At 70.2% G+C, this 19,293-nt stretch carries 18 protein-coding genes; 9 read left to right on the top strand and 9 right to left on the bottom strand.

What is annotated here, in order from left to right; translation table 11 throughout:
• Positions 1–16: 16 nt before the first annotated feature.
• The 5 genes from DS843_RS08000 to DS843_RS08020 form a co-directional block, all read right to left on the bottom strand.
• Positions 17–361, bottom strand: coding sequence for a Na+/H+ antiporter subunit C (locus DS843_RS08000; RefSeq protein ID WP_149468345.1), 345 nt, complete (start codon positions 359–361; stop codon positions 17–19).
• Positions 361–3,357 carry a monovalent cation/H+ antiporter subunit A gene (locus DS843_RS08005; protein WP_149468346.1) on the bottom strand — a complete coding sequence of 999 codons (2,997 nt, stop codon included), beginning with the start codon at positions 3,355–3,357 and terminating at the stop codon, positions 361–363. The genes DS843_RS08000 and DS843_RS08005 overlap by 1 nt, the downstream gene beginning before the upstream one ends.
• Before the next feature lie 85 nt (positions 3,358–3,442).
• On the bottom strand, positions 3,443–3,931 hold the full coding sequence (locus DS843_RS08010; RefSeq protein WP_149468347.1) for a PTS sugar transporter subunit IIA: 489 nt from the start codon (positions 3,929–3,931) through the stop codon (positions 3,443–3,445).
• A gap of 497 nt (positions 3,932–4,428) precedes the next feature.
• Positions 4,429–5,373, bottom strand: a complete 945-nt coding sequence (locus tag DS843_RS08015; protein ID WP_149468348.1) for a D-2-hydroxyacid dehydrogenase family protein — start codon at positions 5,371–5,373, stop codon at positions 4,429–4,431.
• Entirely contained in the window at positions 5,373–6,356 is a 984-nt protein-coding gene (locus DS843_RS08020; RefSeq protein ID WP_149468349.1) for a phosphoribosylaminoimidazolesuccinocarboxamide synthase, read from the bottom strand. The genes DS843_RS08015 and DS843_RS08020 overlap by 1 nt, the downstream gene beginning before the upstream one ends.
• A 96-nt stretch (positions 6,357–6,452) precedes the next feature.
• Between DS843_RS08020 and DS843_RS08025 the strand changes: the two genes are divergently transcribed.
• Positions 6,453–7,166, top strand: a complete 714-nt coding sequence (locus DS843_RS08025) for a 4'-phosphopantetheinyl transferase family protein (protein ID WP_149468350.1) — start codon at positions 6,453–6,455, stop codon at positions 7,164–7,166.
• Here the strand turns inward: DS843_RS08025 and DS843_RS08030 are convergent.
• Positions 7,156–9,030 carry an FHA domain-containing protein gene (locus DS843_RS08030; RefSeq protein ID WP_149468351.1) on the bottom strand — a complete coding sequence of 625 codons (1,875 nt, stop codon included), beginning with the start codon at positions 9,028–9,030 and terminating at the stop codon, positions 7,156–7,158. The two genes, DS843_RS08025 and DS843_RS08030, sit on opposite strands and share 11 nt — an antisense overlap.
• A 157-nt stretch (positions 9,031–9,187) precedes the next feature.
• Between DS843_RS08030 and dacB the strand changes: the two genes are divergently transcribed.
• The 4 genes from dacB to DS843_RS08050 all read left to right on the top strand — a co-directional run bounded on the left by dacB (position 9,188) and on the right by DS843_RS08050 (position 13,191).
• The gene (gene dacB / locus DS843_RS08035; RefSeq protein WP_149468352.1) at positions 9,188–10,645 is read left to right on the top strand and encodes a D-alanyl-D-alanine carboxypeptidase/D-alanyl-D-alanine endopeptidase; all 1,458 of its coding nucleotides are present in this window, start codon (positions 9,188–9,190) and stop codon (positions 10,643–10,645) included.
• 67 nt (positions 10,646–10,712) lie between these two features.
• A complete protein-coding gene (locus DS843_RS08040) occupies positions 10,713–11,345 on the top strand; it encodes a chemotaxis protein (protein WP_149468353.1) in 633 nt (210 codons plus the stop codon).
• Between the two features lie 5 nt (positions 11,346–11,350).
• Positions 11,351–12,172 carry a class I SAM-dependent methyltransferase gene (locus DS843_RS08045; RefSeq protein ID WP_149468354.1) on the top strand — a complete coding sequence of 274 codons (822 nt, stop codon included), beginning with the start codon at positions 11,351–11,353 and terminating at the stop codon, positions 12,170–12,172.
• A complete protein-coding gene (locus tag DS843_RS08050) occupies positions 12,169–13,191 on the top strand; it encodes an endonuclease/exonuclease/phosphatase family protein (RefSeq protein ID WP_149468355.1) in 1,023 nt (340 codons plus the stop codon). The genes DS843_RS08045 and DS843_RS08050 overlap by 4 nt, the downstream gene beginning before the upstream one ends.
• Here DS843_RS08050 and DS843_RS08055 read toward each other — a convergent pair.
• The 3 genes from DS843_RS08055 to panD all read right to left on the bottom strand — a co-directional run bounded on the left by DS843_RS08055 (position 13,146) and on the right by panD (position 14,683).
• Entirely contained in the window at positions 13,146–13,607 is a 462-nt protein-coding gene (locus tag DS843_RS08055) for a TrbL/VirB6 family protein (protein ID WP_286191997.1), read from the bottom strand. The two genes, DS843_RS08050 and DS843_RS08055, sit on opposite strands and share 46 nt — an antisense overlap.
• 217 nt (positions 13,608–13,824) lie before the next feature.
• On the bottom strand, positions 13,825–14,067 hold the full coding sequence (locus DS843_RS31105) for a hypothetical protein (protein WP_167525232.1): 243 nt from the start codon (positions 14,065–14,067) through the stop codon (positions 13,825–13,827).
• A 181-nt stretch (positions 14,068–14,248) separates the two neighbouring features.
• A complete protein-coding gene (gene panD, locus DS843_RS08065) occupies positions 14,249–14,683 on the bottom strand; it encodes an aspartate 1-decarboxylase (RefSeq protein ID WP_149468357.1) in 435 nt (144 codons plus the stop codon).
• Between the two features lie 319 nt (positions 14,684–15,002).
• Here panD and DS843_RS08070 point away from each other — a divergent pair, with 319 nt between their 5' ends.
• Genes DS843_RS08070 through DS843_RS08085 form a run of 4 tightly spaced genes read left to right on the top strand, consistent with a single transcriptional unit; the run spans position 15,003 to position 19,277 of the window.
• On the top strand, positions 15,003–15,524 hold the full coding sequence (locus DS843_RS08070) for a chemotaxis protein CheW (protein ID WP_149468358.1): 522 nt from the start codon (positions 15,003–15,005) through the stop codon (positions 15,522–15,524).
• The gene (locus DS843_RS08075) at positions 15,524–16,975 is read left to right on the top strand and encodes a CheR family methyltransferase (RefSeq protein ID WP_149468359.1); all 1,452 of its coding nucleotides are present in this window, start codon (positions 15,524–15,526) and stop codon (positions 16,973–16,975) included. The genes DS843_RS08070 and DS843_RS08075 overlap by 1 nt, the downstream gene beginning before the upstream one ends.
• Positions 16,975–17,604 (top strand): chemotaxis protein CheW, encoded by a 630-nt coding sequence (locus tag DS843_RS08080; protein ID WP_149468360.1) that lies wholly within the window; start codon positions 16,975–16,977, stop codon positions 17,602–17,604. Before DS843_RS08075 ends, DS843_RS08080 begins: the two co-directional genes overlap by 1 nt.
• A complete protein-coding gene (locus tag DS843_RS08085; RefSeq protein WP_149468361.1) occupies positions 17,601–19,277 on the top strand; it encodes a methyl-accepting chemotaxis protein in 1,677 nt (558 codons plus the stop codon). The genes DS843_RS08080 and DS843_RS08085 overlap by 4 nt, the downstream gene beginning before the upstream one ends.
• The last annotated feature ends 16 nt before the right edge of the window (positions 19,278–19,293 follow it).

The following is a 19,293-nucleotide window of genomic DNA, read 5'->3' on the forward strand; positions in this document are numbered from 1 at the left end:
TTCACTGGCCACCCGTTCACCGGGACTTCTCCTTGCCGTCCACATGGTCGGTTCCCGTCAGGCCGCGCGCGGCCAGGATCAGGACGAGGAAGAGCGCCGTCGTCGCGAAGCTGATGACGATGGCGGTGAGGACCAGCGCCTGGGGCACCGGGTCGGCGTGGGTGGCGAGGCTGCCGGCCATGCCGCGCTCCAGCACCGGCGCCGCCCCCGTGCGCAGGCCGCCGGTCGAGAAGATGAAGAGGTTGACGGCGTAGGAGAGCAGCGACAGGCCGATGATGACCTGGAAGGTCCGGGGCCGCAGCAGCAGCCAGACGCCGGAGCCCGTCAGCACCCCGATTCCGAGCGCAAGGATCAGTTCCATCAATCGTCTCCGGTTGCGGCAGTCGGAGTGACAGCAGTCGGGGTGGCAGCGGCCGGGGCGGAGGCCGAAGCCGGCGCGCCCGCCACGGAGACGGCCGCCGCCGGCGCGCGCGGGGCAGCGGCGCGATGACCGCGGACCGACTGGCGGGCCAGCGCGATCAGCATCAGCATCGTGGCACCGATGACCAGGGCGAACACCCCGATGTCGAACAGCAGGGCGCTCGCCGTTGGAACCTCCCCGATGAGGGGCAAATCCGCATAGGCGAAATAGGTCGTCAGGAAGGGCCGTCCGAACAGCAGGGCGGCAAGGCCCGTGCCGGCGGCCAGCAACAGCCCGAGCCCCATCCAGCGCAGCGGAAGGACGCGCAGCCGCGCCTCCACCCACTGCGTCCCGCCCAGCATGTACTGAAGGATCATGGCGACCGACCCCATCAGCCCCGCGGCGAAGCCGCCGCCGGGAAGATCGTGCCCGCGCAGCAGCAGGAACAGCGCGACCATCCCGATCACCGGGAACATGAGCCGCGCGATCAACGACGGGACCAGCAGCCAGTCGGCCACCGTGTCGCCCTCCCGCCGCTCGGGCCGCGCGATGTCGTAGGCGCTCTGGTCGCGCTGCTGCTCCGGCACATCGACGCTGTCGGGGGCCGGGCGGAAGCGGCGCAGCAGCGCGTAGGCGGTCAGCGCCACCGCGCAGAGCACGGTGATCTCCCCCAGCGTGTCGAAGCCGCGGAAATCCACCAGGATCACGTTGACCACGTTGGTGCCGCCGCCCTCCGTGTAGGCGCGCTCCAGGAAATGCTGCGCCAGGATTTCCGGCGGGAAGCGGGTCATCACGCCGTAGGCCAACCCCGCCATGCCGAGACCGGCGGTGATGGCGATGGCAAGGTCGCGCAGGCGGCGGCCCGTCCGCATCACTTCGGACGTGCCGGTTCCGGGCAGCCGCTTGGGCAGCCAGCGCAGGCCGAGCAGCAGCAGGATGGTGGTCACGATCTCGACCAGGAGCTGGGTCAGCGCGAGGTCGGGGGCGGAGAACCAGACGAAGGTGACGCAGGTCACCAGCCCGGTGCCGCCCAGCAGGATCAGCGCGGCGAGGCGGTGGAACTTGGCCTGCCACGCGGCCCCCAGCGCGCAGCCGGCGCCGATCACCCAGATCAGGGCCAGCACCGGATCGATGCCCTGCGGCACCAGATTGCCGGGGCCGAGCCCGCGCCGGTAGACCGCCCATCCCGCGGCCAGGATCGCCACGCAGACGACCAGCCGGAGCTGGGGCTGCAGACGGCGGGTGCCCAGCAGCCCTTCCATCGAACGGGCGAGCCGCCAGGACAGGAAGACCATGCTCCGCTCGAACATGCGGCGGCCTTCCAGGCGGCTGATGAAGGGCGGGCCTTCGATGTTCCCCCGGAACAGCGGCTGGAGCAGGAAATAGAGGGTCACGCCGGCCCCCAGGGCGAGCAGGCTCATCAGCAGCGGCATGTTGAAGCCGTGCCAGACCGCCAGGCTGTATTCCGGCGTCGCGGCGCCCAGCGCCGCATGGGCGGCCATGTCCAGATACGGCCCGACGGTCGCGGCCGGCAGCAGCCCGATGATGATGCAGGCCAGCGCCAGAATCTCCACCGGCAGCCGCATCCAGGCCGGCGGCTCGTGCGGGGTCCGTGGCAGATCCACCGGGTCGGGGCCGAAGAAGGCACCATGGATGAAGCGCAGCGAATAGGCCACGGCGAAGGCGCTCGCCACCATGGCGGCGAAAGGCAGGATGTCGAGGAGGAGGGGAAGAGACCCCTGGGCCGACAGCGTCTCCGCGAAGAACATCTCCTTGGAGATGAAGCCGTTGAGCAGCGGCACGCCCGCCATGGCGGCGGCGGCCACCATCGCCAGCCGCGTCGTGAAGGGCATGAACCGGTTCAGGCCGGACAGGCGCCGGATGTCGCGCGTTCCGGTCTCATGGTCGATGATGCCCACGGCCATGAACAGCGATGCCTTGAAGGCGGCGTGGTTGATGATGTGGAAGATCGCCGCGACCATGGCGAGTTCGCTGTTGAGGCCGAGCAGAAGCGTGATCAGCCCGAGATGGCTGATGGTCGAATAGGCCAGAAGTCCCTTCAGATCGTTCTGGAAGATCGCCACGTAGGCGCCGATCAGCAAGGTGGCGAGGCCGGCGCTGCCGACGATCCAGAACCACGCCTCCGTCCCCGCCATCACCGGCCACAGCCGCGCCATCAGGAAGACGCCGGCCTTCACCAGGGTCGCCGAATGCAGATAGGCCGACACGGGGGTGGGTGCCGCCATGGCGTGCGGCAGCCAGAAATGGAACGGGAACTGCGCGCTCTTGGTCAGGGCGCCCAGCAGGATGAGGACCAGCGCCGGCAGATAGAGCGCGTGGGAACGTATCCGGTCGCCCGAGGCCAGCACGACGTCGAGGTTGTAGCTGCCGACGATGTGCCCAAGCAGCATCACGCCCGCGAACAGGCACAGCCCGCCGGTGGCCGTGATGGTCAGCGCCATGCGGGCACCGTCGCGCGCCGCCGCCGTGTGGTGCCAGTAGCCGATCAGCAGGAAGGAGAAGAGGCTGGTCAGTTCCCAGAAGAAGGCGAGCTGGATCAGGTTGCCGGACAGCACCACCCCCGTCATCGACCCCATGAAGGCCAGCAGGAACGCGAAGAAGCGCGGCACCGGATCGTCCGCCGACATGTAATAGCGCGCGTACAGCACGACGAGCGCGCCGACTCCGAACACCAGCCCGGCGAACAGCCACGCGAAACCGTCCATCCGAAGGACGAAGTCGAGGTCGAGGGACGGCATCCAGGCAACCGTGTGGCGGATCACGCCGCCCGCCGCCACGGTCGGATAGGCAGCCCACACCAGAGCCAGCCCGATGAGGGCGATCACACCGGCCAGCCACGCCGCGGTGTTGCGTGCGTGCGTGGGCAACAGCCCGGCGACGATCGCGCCGACGAATGGAAGGCCGGTGGCGGCCAGGAGCAACAGGGCGTCGGGCATGGGCTCTTGCAAACGAAGGGGCGGAAATGCTGCGAAGTGTCGGCTTCAAGACTATGGGAAGGGCGGAGGGTTCCCGCCGCTCCGGTCAGAACTCGTCCTCGTCCATCTCCAGGCCGGCGTCGGGGGGAAGCGCCTGCCGCACGAGTTGCACCACGGCCTCGGGCGTCTCCGCCTGACGGAGCCGGCGCAGGGATTGTGGGTCGCGCAGAGCCTGGCAGATCTCCCCCATGACGGGCAGCAGCCCCTTGCGGGTCGCCGTCGGCCAGACCACGAGAAAGAAGAGGTCGACGGGCTCGTCGTCGCGGGCGTCGAAATCGATGGGCCGCCGGAGCCGTGCGAACAGCACCAGCGGGGTTTCGGTGCCGCGCAGTTCCGTGTGGGGAAGCGCCACGCCCTTGCCCAGCGCGGTGGAACCGATATGCTCCCTCGCTTGCAGAGCCTTGAGAATTTCCTCCTTCTGGCACCCGATGCGGCTCGCCGCCTCGGTGGACAGAAGCTCGAGCAGGGTTTCCTTGTTTGCCGGCCCCGCATCGAGAATGACGTTGTGTGCGGACAAGAGGTCCGAGATGCTCATTCCTGTCTCCATGAGTGGCATATCTTCCGTCTCCTGTCTCGGAAGACCGCGTTCCGTGCCGGAACGGCCGTGAACCAACAGACTTCCAATCATGTTCGGCACCACCCTGTCCACGGCGCCCATCGCCAGCCCCATCGTCAGCGGGACCGGTGAGCGCCTCACCTCAAGGACACGCGGCCCCCGAACAGCCGGAGCATGGCAGCAAACCTCGTTCATATCCGCCCTTGCAACAGTTCGAGCACCTATTTTGGCAGTGGAGGAGCACCCCGCAAGTGGCAGGGCATCGCTCCATCTACGACTTGGCCGTAGAAATAATCCCACGAGGCCTGTGGCAGACCCGAACAACGGACGGTGAAACGAGGATGGAATCGGTCTTCACCCGGCAGGCCGGAGGCCGGGCATGACCAGGGTATGATATTGAAAGCCGGGCTGTTTCCGTCGGGACGCCCTACCCTCCTCCGGACCATGGAGAAAGGGCGGGGCCGAACCGTGCCGTTTCAGGCGAGCATCCGCACCGGCTCGCCCGCGTGCCAAGCGAGGATGTCGTCCAGCGCGTCGCGGTAGAAGACGTCGTAATTCTCGCGGGTGACGTAGCCCAGATGCGGGGTCAACACCGTGTTCGGGGCTTCCAGCCAGGGGCTTCCCGCGGGCAGAGGCTCCACGGGGAAGACGTCCAGCCCGGCGCCCGCGATGCGGTGTTCGTGCAGGGCCGCCAGCAGCGCGTCCCCGTCCACCAGACCGGCGCGCGCGGTGTTCACGAAGAAGGCGGAGGGCTTCATGGCGTCGATGTCCTCCGCCCCGACCACGCCGCGCGTCCGCTCGCTCAGCACCAGATGGAGGCTGACGACGTCGGAGGTGGCGAACAGGTCGCGCTTGTCCAGCCGGACCACGCCCGCCGCCGCCGCCCGCTCGTCGGTCAGGTTGGGGCTCCAGGCCGCGACCTGCATCCCGAAGGCCTGACCGACCCGCGCCACCTGGGTGCCCAGCTTGCCCAGACCGACGAGGCCCAGGCGCTTGCCGGCCAGCCCCTGCGTCAGGCCGGCCTGCCAGCGCCCGCCGCGCAGGCCGCGCTCCTCCTGCGGGATGCGCTTCGCCAGGGCCAGGATCAGCCCCCAGGTCAGTTCCGCCGCCGGGGTGCCGGCCATGCCGGTTCCGCAGACGGTGATGCCGCGGGCCTTGCAGGCGTCCAGGTCGATGGCGTTGTTGCGCCCTCCGGTGGTGACCAGAAGCCGCAGGTTCGGCAGCGATTCGATCAGCGAAGCGGGGAACGGCGTGCGCTCCCGCATGATGACCAGGACGCTGTAGGGGGCGAGCGTCCCCGCCACCTCCGCCGCCGGGATCGGGCGTTCGAAGACCGTCAGCGCGCTGCCGTTGGGCAGGCGGTGCCATTCCGCCAGATCGCGCGCGACGTTCTGGTAATCGTCGAGGATGGCGATCTTCATCACGGCTTCGCGAAGTACGGCGTCAGGTTGGCCCGGATGCGCTCCACGACCGGCGAGACCTCCGCCGGGACCTGGAAGGTCTGGCCGGTGATGGTCTCGAACGCGTCGATGTAGACGCGCGCGGCCTCCAGAACGACCTCCGCCGGGATTTCCGGGATCGGGTCCTTGTAGGGGTCGCAGCGCTGGGTCACCCAGCTCCGCACGAAGTCCTTGTCGAAGCTCTCCGGACGCTGCCCGGCCTCGTACCGCTCCGGATAGCTGGCGGCGAACCAGTAGCGGCTGCTGTCCGGCGTGTGGATCTCGTCGGCCAGGATGATGTTGCCGGCCTCGTCGAAGCCGAACTCGTATTTGGTGTCCACCAGGATCAGGCCGCGCGCCGCCGCCATCTCCCGCCCGCGGGCGAAGAGGGCCAGCGCCTTGTCCGTCACCTCGTCCCACTGGGCCTGGGTCAGCAGCCCGCGCTCCACGATCTGGGCGGCGGTCAGTTCCTCGTCATGGCCGGCGTCGAAGGCCTTGGTGGTCGGGGTGATGATGGTTGCCGGAAGCTTCTGGTTCTCGCGCAGCCCGTCGGGGAAGACGTGGCCGTACATCTCCCGCCGGCCCTTCTTGTACATCGTCCACAGCGAGGTGCCGGTGGTGCCGGCCAGATAGTCGCGGACCACCACCTCCACCGGCATGATGGTCAGCCGCTTGGCGACCACCACGTTGGGGTCCGGGTACTCCAGGACGTGGTTCGGGCAGAGATCCTTCGTCGCCTCGAACCAATGGCGGGCGATCTGGGTCAGCACCTGTCCCTTGAAGGGGATGGCGGTCAGGATGATGTCGAAGGCCGACAGCCGGTCGGTGGCGATGATGACGCGCCGCCCGTCGGGAAGGTCGTAATTTTCGCGCACCTTGCCCCGGTAGTGGTTGGGCAGCTCGGGAATGGCGGCGTCCTTGACGACGTTGGACAGATGCGGAGCAAGCTGAGCGGTATCGACCATGGTTCCAGATCCGGCAAAAGGGAGGCGCATGATAGCGCAATCGCCGCGCGGGGCCAGCGCGGTTATAGTCCCGAATCCGGGGAATGGGGACATCCGATGCGGAAAACGGGAGAAATTCAGCTCTGGTATGCCGACCTGCGCGGGCTGGCGCACCGTTTGGAGGCGTTCCGCGCCCTGCTCTCCCCCGATGAGACGGCGCGGGCCGCCCGTTTCGCGACGGAGGAGCTTCGCATCCGCTGCGCGCTGAGGCGAGGGCTGCTGCGCCATCTGCTGGGGCAAGTCCTGGACCGCGCCCCGGCGGGTCTGGCCTTCTCCTACGGGCCGATGGGCAAGCCTTCCCTGCCCGGCGGCCCGGCCTTCAACCTCGCCGACTGCAAGGACCATGTGCTGATCGCCGTCGCCCCCGGAGAGGCGGTGGAACTGGGCGTGGACATCGAACGTCTGCGTTCCGTGCCCGACGCCGCGGGCATCGCCGAGCGTTTCTTCGCCCCGGCGGAGCGCGCCGCCCTCGCCGCCTTGCCCGACGCGCTGCGGGACGAGGGGTTCCTGAACGGCTGGACCCGCAAGGAGGCCTTCATCAAGGCGACAGGCCAGGGCTTGACCACGCCGCTCGACCGCTTCGCGGTGGAACTGGCACCGGACCGCCCCGTCCGCCTGCTGAGCCTGGACGGCGCGCTGGAGGCCGGTGACGCGGCGGACTGGTCGCTGTTCGACCTGCGCCCGGCATCGGGACTGGTGGCCGCTCTGGCGGTGCGCGGCGGCGGCTGGCGCCCCGTGCTGCGTCCGGTGGCGGAGGCGTTCAGCGCCTGACGATTTCCCAGGCGATGCGCGCCGGTTCCTCCCCCAGCTCCGTGGAGCCGATCACGATCTCGCCCCGCGGCGGCAGCGGCACCGCTTCGCCCGGCGTCAGCCGCCGGGGCTCCGCCTCCCCCGGAACGGCGATCTGGGTGCCGTTGCGGCTGAGATCCTCCACCACGAAGACGCCGTCCTGGCGCGACACCGCCGCGTGCCGGCGCGAGGCCGAGGCGATGTCCAGAACGAACTGGCATTGCGACGACCGCCCGATGACGAGCTGCGCCCCGTCCTCCGGAATCGCCTGTGTCTTGCCGCGCCAGAACAGCACCAGCCGCTCCGTCGCCGCCTTGGGCGCGTCGAGGAGGACGGTGTCCACGGTCGCCCGCGTCACGGCGCGCCCATCCGGGCCCGCCAGCAGAGGCAAGCCGAGCGACCGTTCGCCGTCCGGAATCGCCGCGATCCTGGCGATCAGCCCCTCGGCCAGCGCCCGCGGGATGCCGGCGGCGCGCAGGCGGCGGCCAAGACCGCTGCGCACCTCCTCCACGCTGACCCCCGGGGCGACCAGTTCGCGGGCCGAGGTGATGCTTTCGAACTCGGCGGCCACCTGCCGGATCAGGGCGCTGAGCTTGTTGTGCCCGAAGGGGCTGGTGGCGAGGTCCAGCAGATAGCCGATGCGCTGGGCCGGAGCCGGCAGACGGACGGCCAACCGCTGCACCGCCGTATCGAACGGCGCGTCCTGCCCACCGGCACCCCACACCGTCTTGGCGCGCCGAGTCAGCGCCTCCGCCATGCCGGCGCCGCCCAGGAAGCCGTCGAAGTTGGTCAGCCGCTCCACGATGATGCCGAAGGATTTGCCTTCCGCGGAGTCGCCGGTGCGGGTCAGCGGGGTCAGTCCGGCCAGACCGCCCTGGATGCGCCGCAGCAGCGCCGTCCGCGTCTCCACGTACCCGCCGCCGCCCAGCGCGTTGGACAGGGCCAGAAGCTCGTCCGTGAAGGGCAGCCGGTCGTCCAGGTCACCGTGAACCGCCGCCACCAGACTTTGCAGCGCCGCCCCCAGGTCGGGCGCATAGCCGATCAGGGCGCGCACCGGCTCCCGCCCGTCCACGGTTTCCGCCAGGAACTGGTCCAGGACGCGGCGGGTCGCCTCCGCCTCCTCGTCCCGGTGGAAGCGCAGAAGCGCCTTGACCTTGCCGGGCCAGTCGCGGCAGGGCTCCAGCACGGCGCCGAAGGCGTGGGTGACCAGCCGGTCCCGCTCCTCCGGCGGGCGCTCCGCCACCGCCTCCATCAGGCCGCCCAGCCCGCCGCGGGTCAGCGCGGTGTCGAAGGGGGCCAACGCGTCGGACGCCTGCGCCAGCTCCTTCAGGTCGGCGAACATCCGCAGGATCTGGTCGTGCCGTTCGAAGGGCTTCACGCCCAGCAGCGGCGCCTGGAGGGTGGCGAGCCGGCTGACCGCCGGGTTGAACAGCAGCGCCTCCCGCTCGAAATAGCGCAGCGGGTAGTAGCGGTGAAGCTGTTCGGCGGGGATCACCGCCTGATCGTCCCAATAGCCGCGCAACAGGCGCAGCAGAAGCATCCGGCTCTCGTAGGAAAAGAGCTGGAGCGCGTGGGAGCAGAGGGTGGCCGGGCCGACATCGGCCTCGTCGATGGGAGAGATGGTGGTGGGCTTGCCGCCGCCGGACGTGGACTTCTGGAAGATCACCTCTTCCTTGCCCGCCTGATTGACTTTCAGTATTCGGACAACCGGAAATTTCGCAAGACGAAGCAAATAGGCCGCGCGTTCCCGCGCCGCCGCCTCGTCGGGAAAGACGCCGTCGATGTTTGGCTTTCCGCCCTGCTCGACGACCACTTCGAAGGTGACGTTCCGGCGCCGTGACATCATGGGCGGGGCAACTCTTTCCCAAGGGTGTGGCCCCAAGGGTGTGGCGTCTTTTGGGACCTTCATGGTACGGGATACCACCCATATCCGCAGCAAGATTCCTCGAACCTCCCCGGATTGACTCGGATGCGGTGCCGGGCTTTGCGCTAGACTGCGGACCATGCGGCTTCCGACCTTCTCCGTCCTGCTTCTGCTGGCCTGCCTGTCCGCGGTGTCGGCCTGCGCGTCCCCCTACGGCGCCACCGGTCCCGACGACCGGGAGGCGATCGCCCGCAGCGGTTTTTCCCCCGGCGACGTCGGTTATGTGCTGTTCGATCCGGACAGCGGCGCCGTCCTGGCCGAGCGGCAGCCCGCCAAGCCCTTCGTTCCGGCCTCCGTCGCCAAGCTGCCGGCCATGGCCGCCGCCCTGGCGGTGCTGGGGCCGGAGCACCGGTTCGAAACGACCCTGCACGTCACCGGGCGTCTGAGCGGCGGCGTTCTGGACGGCGACCTGATCCTGAGGGGCGGCGGCGATCCGTCGCTGTCCACGGAAGGTCTGATGGAACTGCTGCGGGACCTCGGGGCGCTGGGCGTCACGCGGGTGACCGGGCGTTTCCTCTACGACACCTCCGCCCTGCCCGAGATGCCGGAGATCGACGCCGGGCAGCCCTGGACCGCCGGCTACAACACCGGGGTCGGGGCGCTGTCGCTGAACTTCAACCGCTTCCGCTTCGATTGGGCGCGCCCCGCCGCCGCGGGGCAGCCGGTGCGGGTCGGCGCCTGGTCGGTGTCCGACACCGGACGGGTTCCGCTGGACAGCGTGACGGTGCAGCTCGCCACCGGGGCGGGGGGCGGGGCGGCCTTCACTCCCATCGCCGCCGCAAACGGCGAAGCGGAGGGCGAGCGTTGGCGCTTCGCCCCGCAGCCGGGCATGGCGGCCAGCCTGTGGCTTCCGGTCACCCGCCCCGGCTTGGCGGCGGCTCACGTCTTCCGCCGTTTGGCCGCGGAGTCCGGGATCGCCCTGCCCACCCCGGCGCCCGGCGCGGCGCCTCCCACCGCCACCCTGGCCGCCCTGCACCGCAGCGAGCCGCTGGAGGTCCTGGCCCGGCAGGTTCTTCGCTATTCCAACAACCTGTCGGCGGAGCTGATCGGGCTGGCCGCCGCCCGGCGGCTGGACCCGGCGGTGCAGACGCTGCCGCAGTCGGCTACGGTGCTGACCGCACCGGCCATGATGACGGCCCCGCCCACCGATTGGTCGGGTCTCCGGATGCTCAACCATTCGGGCCTCAGCGCGGCGTCGCGGATCACCCCCGCCCAGACGATGGCGCTGATCCGCGGTGCCGGGCCGGCGGTGCTGGCCCTTCTGCCCGGCGAGGACGAGGGCAAGGCCCTGCCGCCCGGCGTGCGGGCCAAGTCGGGCACGCTGGCCTATGCCAAGGCGCTGGCCGGCACGCTGACCACCGCGAACGGGCGGACGCTGGGCTTCGCCTTCTTCGTCACCGACGAGGAGCGGCGCGCCGCCATGGACCGCGCGATGGACCGCCGAATCGCCGAGATCCCCCCGGAGGCCCGCGCCTGGCTGGCCCGCGCCCGCAAGCTCCAGGCCGACCTGCTGGAGCTGTGGATCGCCGGTTTGTGACCGCGGCGCTTGGCGGAGAGCGACGGGCGGTTATACACTGCGACGGAATGCCCCACCGAGGTCACGGATGCCGATCACCCCGCGTATGCGCCGAAATCAGCAGGGTTCCGACACGCCGGACATCGCCGCCAACCGATACCACGACCGGCGGCTGGGGGCGGAGGTGGTCAACATCGTGGTCGGCGGCTGCGTGGTCAGCGACGACCCGAACGTCGTCATCACAACCACGCTGGGCTCCTGCGTCGCCGCCTGCCTGTTCGATCCGGTCGCGGCCATCGGCGGGATGAACCATTTCCTTCTGCCCGACCACAACGGCGACCGGCTGTCCGTCGCCTCCCGCTACGGCAGCGCCGCCATGGAGCAGCTCATCAACCGGCTGCTGGCGGCGACGGGGCGGCGGGACCGGCTGCGCGCCAAGATCTTCGGCGGGGCCAGCGTCAACGGCGCCCCGCGCAGCGTCGGCATCGGCCAGCGCAACGTCGAGTTCGTCATGGAGTATCTGGCGGCGGAAGGCATCCCGACCATGAGCTGGGACGTCGGCGGCACGGCGGCCCGCGCGGTGCGCTTCTACCCCACCACGGGCCGGACCCAGCGCCGCCTGATCGCGGAGGAGACGGTGCGCGACATCGCACGGTCCGAAACCTCCTTCATGGACCGGCTGCGCAAAACCGGGATCGATGGCGATGTGGAGCTGTTCTAAGCCCGATGCTCCATGGATTGTCCCGCCTGCTGCCCACCATCGCGGACCAAAATCTCGACGAGGCCGCCGTCTACCGGCGGGAGGCGCTGTACGAGCGCCCGCGCCATGAACGCACCCGCGGCCTGACGCCCGCCGCCGGTCCCCTGCTCTGCCCGCTCTGCGGGCGGGAGGCGGCGCGTTTCCTGCCCTTCGGGCTGGGTGGGCGGCGCAACGCCCGCTGCCCGGATTGCGGATCGCTGGAGCGGCACCGCTTCCTGTGGACCTTCCTGGCGGAGCGGACGGACATCCTGCGCCGGTCGCTGCGCATCCTGCACACCGCCCCCGAACCCTGCCTGGAACCGCTGCTGCGGGCAAGGCACGGGCGGCGCTACGTCACGCTGGACCGTTTCAACCCCGGCGCCGACGTGCAGGCGGACCTGACCGGCCTGCCCTTTCCGGACGGCCATTTCGACCTCGTCCTGTCCAGCCATGTGCTGGAGCATGTCCCCGACGACCGTGCCGCGTTGCGCGAGATCGCCCGCGTGCTGAAGCCCTCGGGGCGCGCCGTCCTGCTGTTCCCCTATGACCCGAAGGGGCCGACGCGGGAGGACCCGGCGATGGACACCCCCGCCAAGCGGCTGGCCGCCTTCGGCCATCCCTATCACTACCGGATTTATGGTACGGATACCCCCCAGCGCATGGCCGGGGCCGGGCTGGATGCCGCGCTCGTCGCCTCCACGGCGATGCTGAGCGCGCACCGGCGGCGGCGGCGGCGCATCAACCGCAACCACCTGTTCCTGGCGCGTCCCCTCGCCGGATCGGGCGGGGCGACCGGGGAGGGGTCATGAGCCAAACCATCCGCATCGCCACCTTCAACCTGGAAAGCCTGGACGACACCGGCGACCTGTCCTTCGAGGAGCGGGCCGCCGTGCTGCGCCCCCAGTTGGAGCGGCTGGACGCCGACATCCTGTGCCTTCAGGAGGTGAATGGCCAGCGCGAGGCGAAGGGGGAGCCGCGGACCCTGCGCGCGCTCGCCCGGCTGCTGGAAGGCGGCCCCTACGCCGGCTTCCACCGCACCTCCGGCGGCGAGGGGACCAGGCTGGCCGACCGCCACAACCTCGTGCTGGTCAGCCGCTGGCCGATCCTGGCGGCGCGGCAGTACCGGCAGGATCTGGTGCCCGCCCCGCAGGTCCGCATGGTCACCGCCGACCCGGCCCAACCCGGCGGCGACGCCGTGACTTGGGACCGCCCGGTGCTGCATGGGGAGATCGGGCTGCCCGGCGGGCGCCGGCTGCACGTCTTCAACCTGCATCTGCGGGCGCCCATCGCCGCACCCGTGCCGGGGCAGAAGAAGAACGCCTCCACCTGGAAGAGCGTCGGCGGCTGGGCGGAGGGCTTCTATCTGGCCTCCATCAAGCGGGCCGGGCAGGCGCTGGAAGCCAGGCTGGCGGTGGAGCGGGTGTTCGACGCCGATCCGCAGGCGCTGATCCTGGTGGCCGGGGACCTGAACGCGGAGATCGAGCAGACTCCCGTCCGCATCATCCGCGCCGACCTGGACGAGACGGGCAACGGCCATCTCGCCGGACGGTCGCTGGTGCCGCTGGAGCGCTCCGTCCCGGAGGAGCGGCGCTTCACCGTGCTGCACGGCGGGGACGCCGTGATGCTGGACCATCTTCTGGTGTCGCGCGCGCTGCTGGGCTGGTTCCGCTCCGCCGAAATCCACAACGAGGCGCTGGGGGACGAGCTGATCGCCCACGCCACGGTCAGCCATTCCCCGGAAAGTTACCACGCCCCGCTGGTCGCCCGCTTCGAATTGCCGGATCAGACGGTGACGGAGACCAGAGCGCCCGGGGAACCGGTGCCGTAGGAACCAGCGCCAGAGGAACCAGCGCCAGGGGGAGTTCCCGGCAACGCGATCCCCGTCGCGGGCGAACCGGTCGCTGCCGGAGACACGAGCGGCGTGCCGGTGGGCGAGGCGTCGCTCGCCACGGTGGCGCCGAAGCCCGACGGTCCGTTCCGGCCCGCGCCTCCTGGCGTGGTGCTTCCGGCGGAGGATGCACTCCCCTTGGTCGCCCCGCCGCTGGCCGTGGCCGTGCCGTCCTCCGCCGCCCTGTCGGTCGGGACGCCCAGGCGGCTGGCGGTGCGACGGTATTCCTCCACCACCCGTTCCGACGGAATCTGGTTCCGGGTCTCGCCCGAGGACCGGTCGCGGTAGAGGATGACCGCCAGCCGGGCGTCCTGGTCGTAGCGCAGGACCGGGCTGATGTAGCCGCCCGCGACCACGACGGGATCGGACGGAGACGCTGCCGGCGTGGTTTGGGGTCGGGATTTGGAAACGGATGCTTCGGGGGTCTGCGCAACGCCATCGGCCACGGACTGCGCCGTCGTCGGCCGATTCGCCAGGAGGCCGGAAACAGCTCGGATGTCCATGGCTGGCCGCCTTTCCCCTGCGGGCCCTGCCCCGGACCAGCCGGGCGGGCCCCGAACGGACGACGCGCGATCAGACCGTGATGTTGAGGTTCTGTCCGCGGGTCGGGGTGGTGTTGCCGCCGCCGGCCACAGCCTGCTGGGTCTGCTGCGCCTGCTGATCCTGAGCCTGGACCTGCTGGCGGCGATCCTCCTCGGCCTTCTGGGCCTGCTGGTTCGGATCGGTTCCCCGCGTCTGCTGCAGGGCCGTCGGCCCGCTGCTCAACGGAGTCGTGTAGGCCTGTTGCTGATAGCCCCCTATGCCGCCGACGCCCATGACACGCACTCCTCGCTGTCCGCATTCCCACCCGAGTAGAGTAGGCAAAAACTGCCGCGCGTTCAAGTGGGACTTGGCACCTCATCCCTCGCAAAGAACGCGCAAGACGCCGCACCGCTCGCCTTCCGCGCGGACTCGCGCCGCGGCGCCTCTTTATTTGCGGGGATTCGAAACCGGCGCATCAGGCGGGCTCCGGCTCCAGGAAAGCGCCCTCGCGGATCGCGAAGTCGAAGCGCCCGCCGTCCAGCGCCGTGACGTCGTAGGTCAGCGCCCGGTCGATGCGGTTGTCCGCGTGGAAGGTGAGAACCCGCGGTCGCAGCGTGGCGATCTCCGTCGGCTGGCAATACCAGGAGGCGGCGATGATGACCTCGTCCCCCGGCTGGCAACTCCGCGCCGCCGACCCGTTCAGCACGCAGCAGCGCGACCCCCGCTCCCCATAGATCACGTAGGTGCTGATCCGCGCGCCGGAATTCTTGTTCCAGATCTCCACGAACTCCAGCGGGTAGATCCCGACCGCCTCGCAATGCTCCGGATCGAGCGTGATGGAACCCTGGTAGTTCAGGTTCGCGTCGGTGACGCGCAAGCAGTGCAGTTTCGCTCGGACAACCTTGATCATGGTCCCTCTCCGGTCGGTGGCCACGGCCCCGATGGCGGCCGGGATGGCAGGCGGGACGTTTGTACCGTCAATTGCGAAAACAGCAAGCCTTCCGGAGTTCCCTGATATGACCGGCGTCATACCGCCACCTTGGGCTGGGGCTTTTGCCTTTGGTGGTATTTCCATCCCATGTGCGATGCGGCATGTTCTGCGCCGGTTTCAAGCACCCCGGTGCCACCCAATAATGAGGACAGGGTCCGGCTGCGCTTCTCTGGCCCTGGAATCGACCCGGCAACGAATCGACCCGGCAACGGACGGCATAGGAAGGTGTGCGCCCGCGATGGCAGCGACGGCATCCGCGACACGGTACGTGATCTTCTCGGTTTCCGGCAGGGTTCTGGCCCTGCCGGCGGACGCCGTGCGCCGGTTCCTGCCCCTGCCCCGGCTGGACCGCCCGCCCGCGGCGCCCGCGGCGGTCGCCGGACTGTTCCGCTACCAGGGCCGCGCCGTTCCGGTCCTCCGGCTGGATCTGCTGTTCGGATTCGAGGCCGCGCCGGCGGAATTGTACGCGCCGCTGTTCCTGACCGATTGGAACGGAGGCCCGCTGGCCCTGCTGGCCGAACGGGTGTTCAACGTCCTGCCGGTCCCCGACGCGGAGCGGACGGAGGCCGACGCCGGGCTGACCTTCAACGGCTGCGCCGTGGCGACCGTCCCCTATGGAAACGGCACCGCCACGGTGATCGAGCCCGCCCGCCTGCTGACCGAGGCGGAGGGGCGGCTGCTCGCCGCCTTCCAGGCCATGGGCGATGAACGGCTGGCCCGGCTCGGCGCGACCGGGCCGGTGGGGGAGACGGCCCGCTGATGAACCGCATCGACGCCATCCTGCGCGACCCCGTCTTTCCGCGGATCAAGGCCGCCGTCATCGGGGCGACCGGCCTCGCCTACTACGCCGACAAGGACGCGGCCCTGGCGGAGCGCCTCAACCGCCGCCTGGCGGACAAGCCGACGACCGGCCTCGCCGCCTATCTGGCGCAGCTCGCCACCGAAGGGCCGGGGGGGCCGGAGTATCAGGCGCTCATCAACGAACTGACGGTCGGCGAGACCTTCTTCTTCCGCTACGCCGAGCAGTTCGAGGCGCTGTGCGCCGTCGCCATCCCGGAATGCCTGCGCCGCAACCGCGACAGCCGCCTGTTGCGGATCTGGAGCGCCGGCTGCTCCATCGGGCCGGAAGCCTACACGCTGGAAATCCTGCTGAAGCGCCATTTCGCCGACCGGCTGCGCGACTGGCAGGTCAGCATCGTCGGCACCGACCTGAACGCCAGCTTCATCGAAACGGCGCGGCGCGGAGTCTACGGGAACTGGGCGGTGCGCGGGCTGGACCCGGCGGTGCTGGCGGAATGCTTCGACCGGCAGGGCGACCTGTGGGCGGTGAAGCCGCGCTTCCGCGAATGGACGAGCTTCTCCGTGTTCAACCTCGTGGACGGGACGCTGCCGAACTACCCGCGCGGCCTGGGCGCGCTGGACGTCGTGCTGTGCCGCAACGTCATGATCTATTTCGACGAGCCGACGCGCACCCGCCTGCTCGACAACCTGTTCCAGGTGCTGGTGCCCAACGGCTGGCTGGTGGTCGGCCATGCGGAGACGGGGCAGCAGGTCAACAGCCTGTTCACCCCCGTGCCGGTGCCGGGCGCGACGCTCTACCGCAAGCCGCGCCCCGGCTGCCCCCCTGCGGAGGCCCTGCCGGCGCCGCCGGCCGTCTTCACGCCCCTCGCCCCGGCGGACGCCAAGCCCGCAGAGTCCAAATCTGGCGGGTCCAAATCTGGCGAGTCCAAATCCGCGCGCCCCAAGCCCGCGAAGAGGTCCAGCCCGGCGAAGGAGCCCGCGCCCCGCCTGCGCGCCACCGCGGCGAAGCCCGCCCCCTTGCCCATCCCGGCAAGCCCGCCCGCGGCGGCCTCCGACGGCGACCGGGCGGCGGCGCTGGACGCCTGCATCGCGCTGGCCGAGCGCAACCGCCTGGACCCCGTGGTGCATTTCCGGCTGGGCCTGCTGGAGGAGGAGCTTGGCGTGGGCGACCCGATCGCCGCCTTCAAGCGCGCGCTGTATCTGGATCAGGACTTCGCGCTGGCCGACTACCATCTCGCGCTGGCCTATTGGCGGCGCGGCAAGCTGGCTCCGGCGCAGCGCCATTTCCGCAACGCCCGCGCCACCGTCGCCGCCCATGACGCGACGGAGCTGGTGGCCGAAGGCGGCGGCCTGACCGTGGCCGAGCTGCGCAGCATGATCGACCTCTGGTTCTCGGGTGAGGAGCCGTGATGGACGACCGGACCCGATCCGGCGACGGGACGGCCAAGGAGCCGGGCGGCATCGACTGGGCCGCCGTCCGCGAGCGGCTCGCCCGCCAGGGCCGCGAGGCGGAGGCCGCCGGGGCGCCGGGCGGGGCCTGGGCCGACGCCCTGCTGCGCCGCCGCGCCGAGGATCTGGCGCGCGTCCCCTCCGCCGCCGAGGCCGACGCCGCGGCGGAGGCGGAAGCCCCCGTCTCCCTGCTGGTCGGGCGCGGAGCGGACGGGCTTTACGGCCTGGATCTCCGCCACCTCTCCCGCATCGTGCCGCTGCCGCGGGTGGCGCGGGTGCCCCATTCCCAGCCTGAGCTTCTGGGGCTGATCGCCATCGACGGTCGGGTGATGCGCCTGTTCGACGTGGACCGGCTGTGCGGGCGGACCGCGGTTCCCGCGGGCGGCGGCTTCGCCGTCGTGCTGCGCGGCGGGGAAAGGCCGGCGGCGCTGCGCCTGCGCACCGTGGACACGGTGATGGAACTGGAAGGCACCCGTCTGAAGGCTCCGCCGGAAGCCGGCCCCTTCGTCACCGCCATCACCCGGGGCCGAGTCGCCGTGCTGGACGTGCCGGCGATCCTGGAGACGCTGAGGAGCAAGAAAGAAGAATGAAACTCAATGTCAAGCACAAGCTGATGCTCAGCTTCGGGGTCGTCTGCCTGCTGACCGGGCTGCTGGCGGCGTTCCAGATGATGCGCTTCGCGGACGGCATGAAGGTCATGATGGGCATCGCCACCTACGACATCCAGGTGTCGGAGGCGGTGCGCGAGATCGAGGTGACGGAAAGCAACCTGCGCAGCTACCGCGAGGCGGCGACCCACGCCGCGGCGCTGGCCCAGCTCCAGGGCCGGAAGCCGGACATCTCGCAATTGCGCCAGCGCTACCGCGACGAGTCGATGCGGATGTTCGACCAGATCAACAAGCTGAAGACCATCGCCGCCGCGCGGGCCGACGACGGCGTCACGGAGGAGCGCCGGCGCGTCTGGAGCGAACTGGTGGCCCGGATCAACAACTTCGACCAGACGTCCCACCGCATGCTGAACGAAGCCAACGCGATGCTGGAGCGGGTGGAATCCGGGGCCGAACCGGAGGCTCTGGAGCGCTTGACGCGGGTGGAGGAGATGCGGGTGGCCATGGCGAACCAGCTTTCCACCCTGCACGGCGACATCAGCCGCCTGTCGGAGGCCGGACGCCAGAACATCCGCTCCCTCTACGACGACGCGGTGCGATCCTCCATCCTGGCGCTGGTGATCGTCGTGGCCCTGGCCGTCTCCATCGCCATCCTGATCGGCAGCTCGATCACGCGGCGCCTCGGCACCGCCATCGGCTACGTCACCCAGGTGGGCAAGGGCGACCTGACCAAGACCGTGACCGTGCCCGGCGACGATGAGCTGACCGAACTCGGCACCCACCTGAACGAGATGACCGGCAACCTGCGGGACATGGCGCGGACCACCCGCGCCACGGCGGAGAGCATGCACGCCGCCACCGCCCAGATCCGCGCCTCCACCCAGCAGCAGGCGGCCAGCGTCGCCCAGCAGCTCGCCGCCGTCGAGGAGACGACCGCGACGCTCAGCGAGATCACCGAATCCGGCGCGCAGATCAACCGCCGCGCCCAGGACGTGGCGCAGAACGCCCAGGTCGCCGCATCCAATTCCGAGACCGGACTGAAGGCGGTGGAGGACACCAACCAGGCGATGGACGCCATCCGCGAGCAGGCCGAGGCGGTCGCCGAGAACATCGTCATCCTGTCGGAGCGCACCCAGGCCATCGGCGAGATCATCCTGACCGTCAACGACATCGCCGAGCGCTGCCACCTGCTGGCGCTGAACGCCGCCATCGAGGCCGCCGCCGCCGGGGAGCACGGCCGGACCTTCGCCGTGGTGGCGAGCGAGATCAAGAGCCTCGCCGACCAGTCGAAGGAGGCCACCGCCCAGGTCCGTTCCAACCTCAGCGAGATCCAGCACGGCATCAACGCCTCGGTCATGCTGACGGAGGAGGCGGTGAAGCGCGTCGGCGCCGGCAAGCGCCAGACCGACGCCACCCAGTCCACCATCCGCGACCTCGCCGAAAGCGTGCAGGAAAGCGTGCTCGCCTTCCAGCAGATCGTCGCCGGCACCAACCAGCAGCAGATCGGCCTGGAGCAGGTGATCCAGGCGCTTCAGAACATCCGCGAGGCGAGCAGCCAGACCGCCGCCGGGACCCGCCAGCTCGAAGGGGCGGCCACCAACCTGAACGATCTCGGCCAGGGTCTGGTCGAGGCCGTCCGGAATTACCGCGTGTGAGCATGACGACCGCAAG

Source organism: Roseomonas genomospecies 6 (assembly GCF_008365375.1).
Taxonomy (GTDB): domain Bacteria; phylum Pseudomonadota; class Alphaproteobacteria; order Azospirillales; family Azospirillaceae; genus Azospirillum.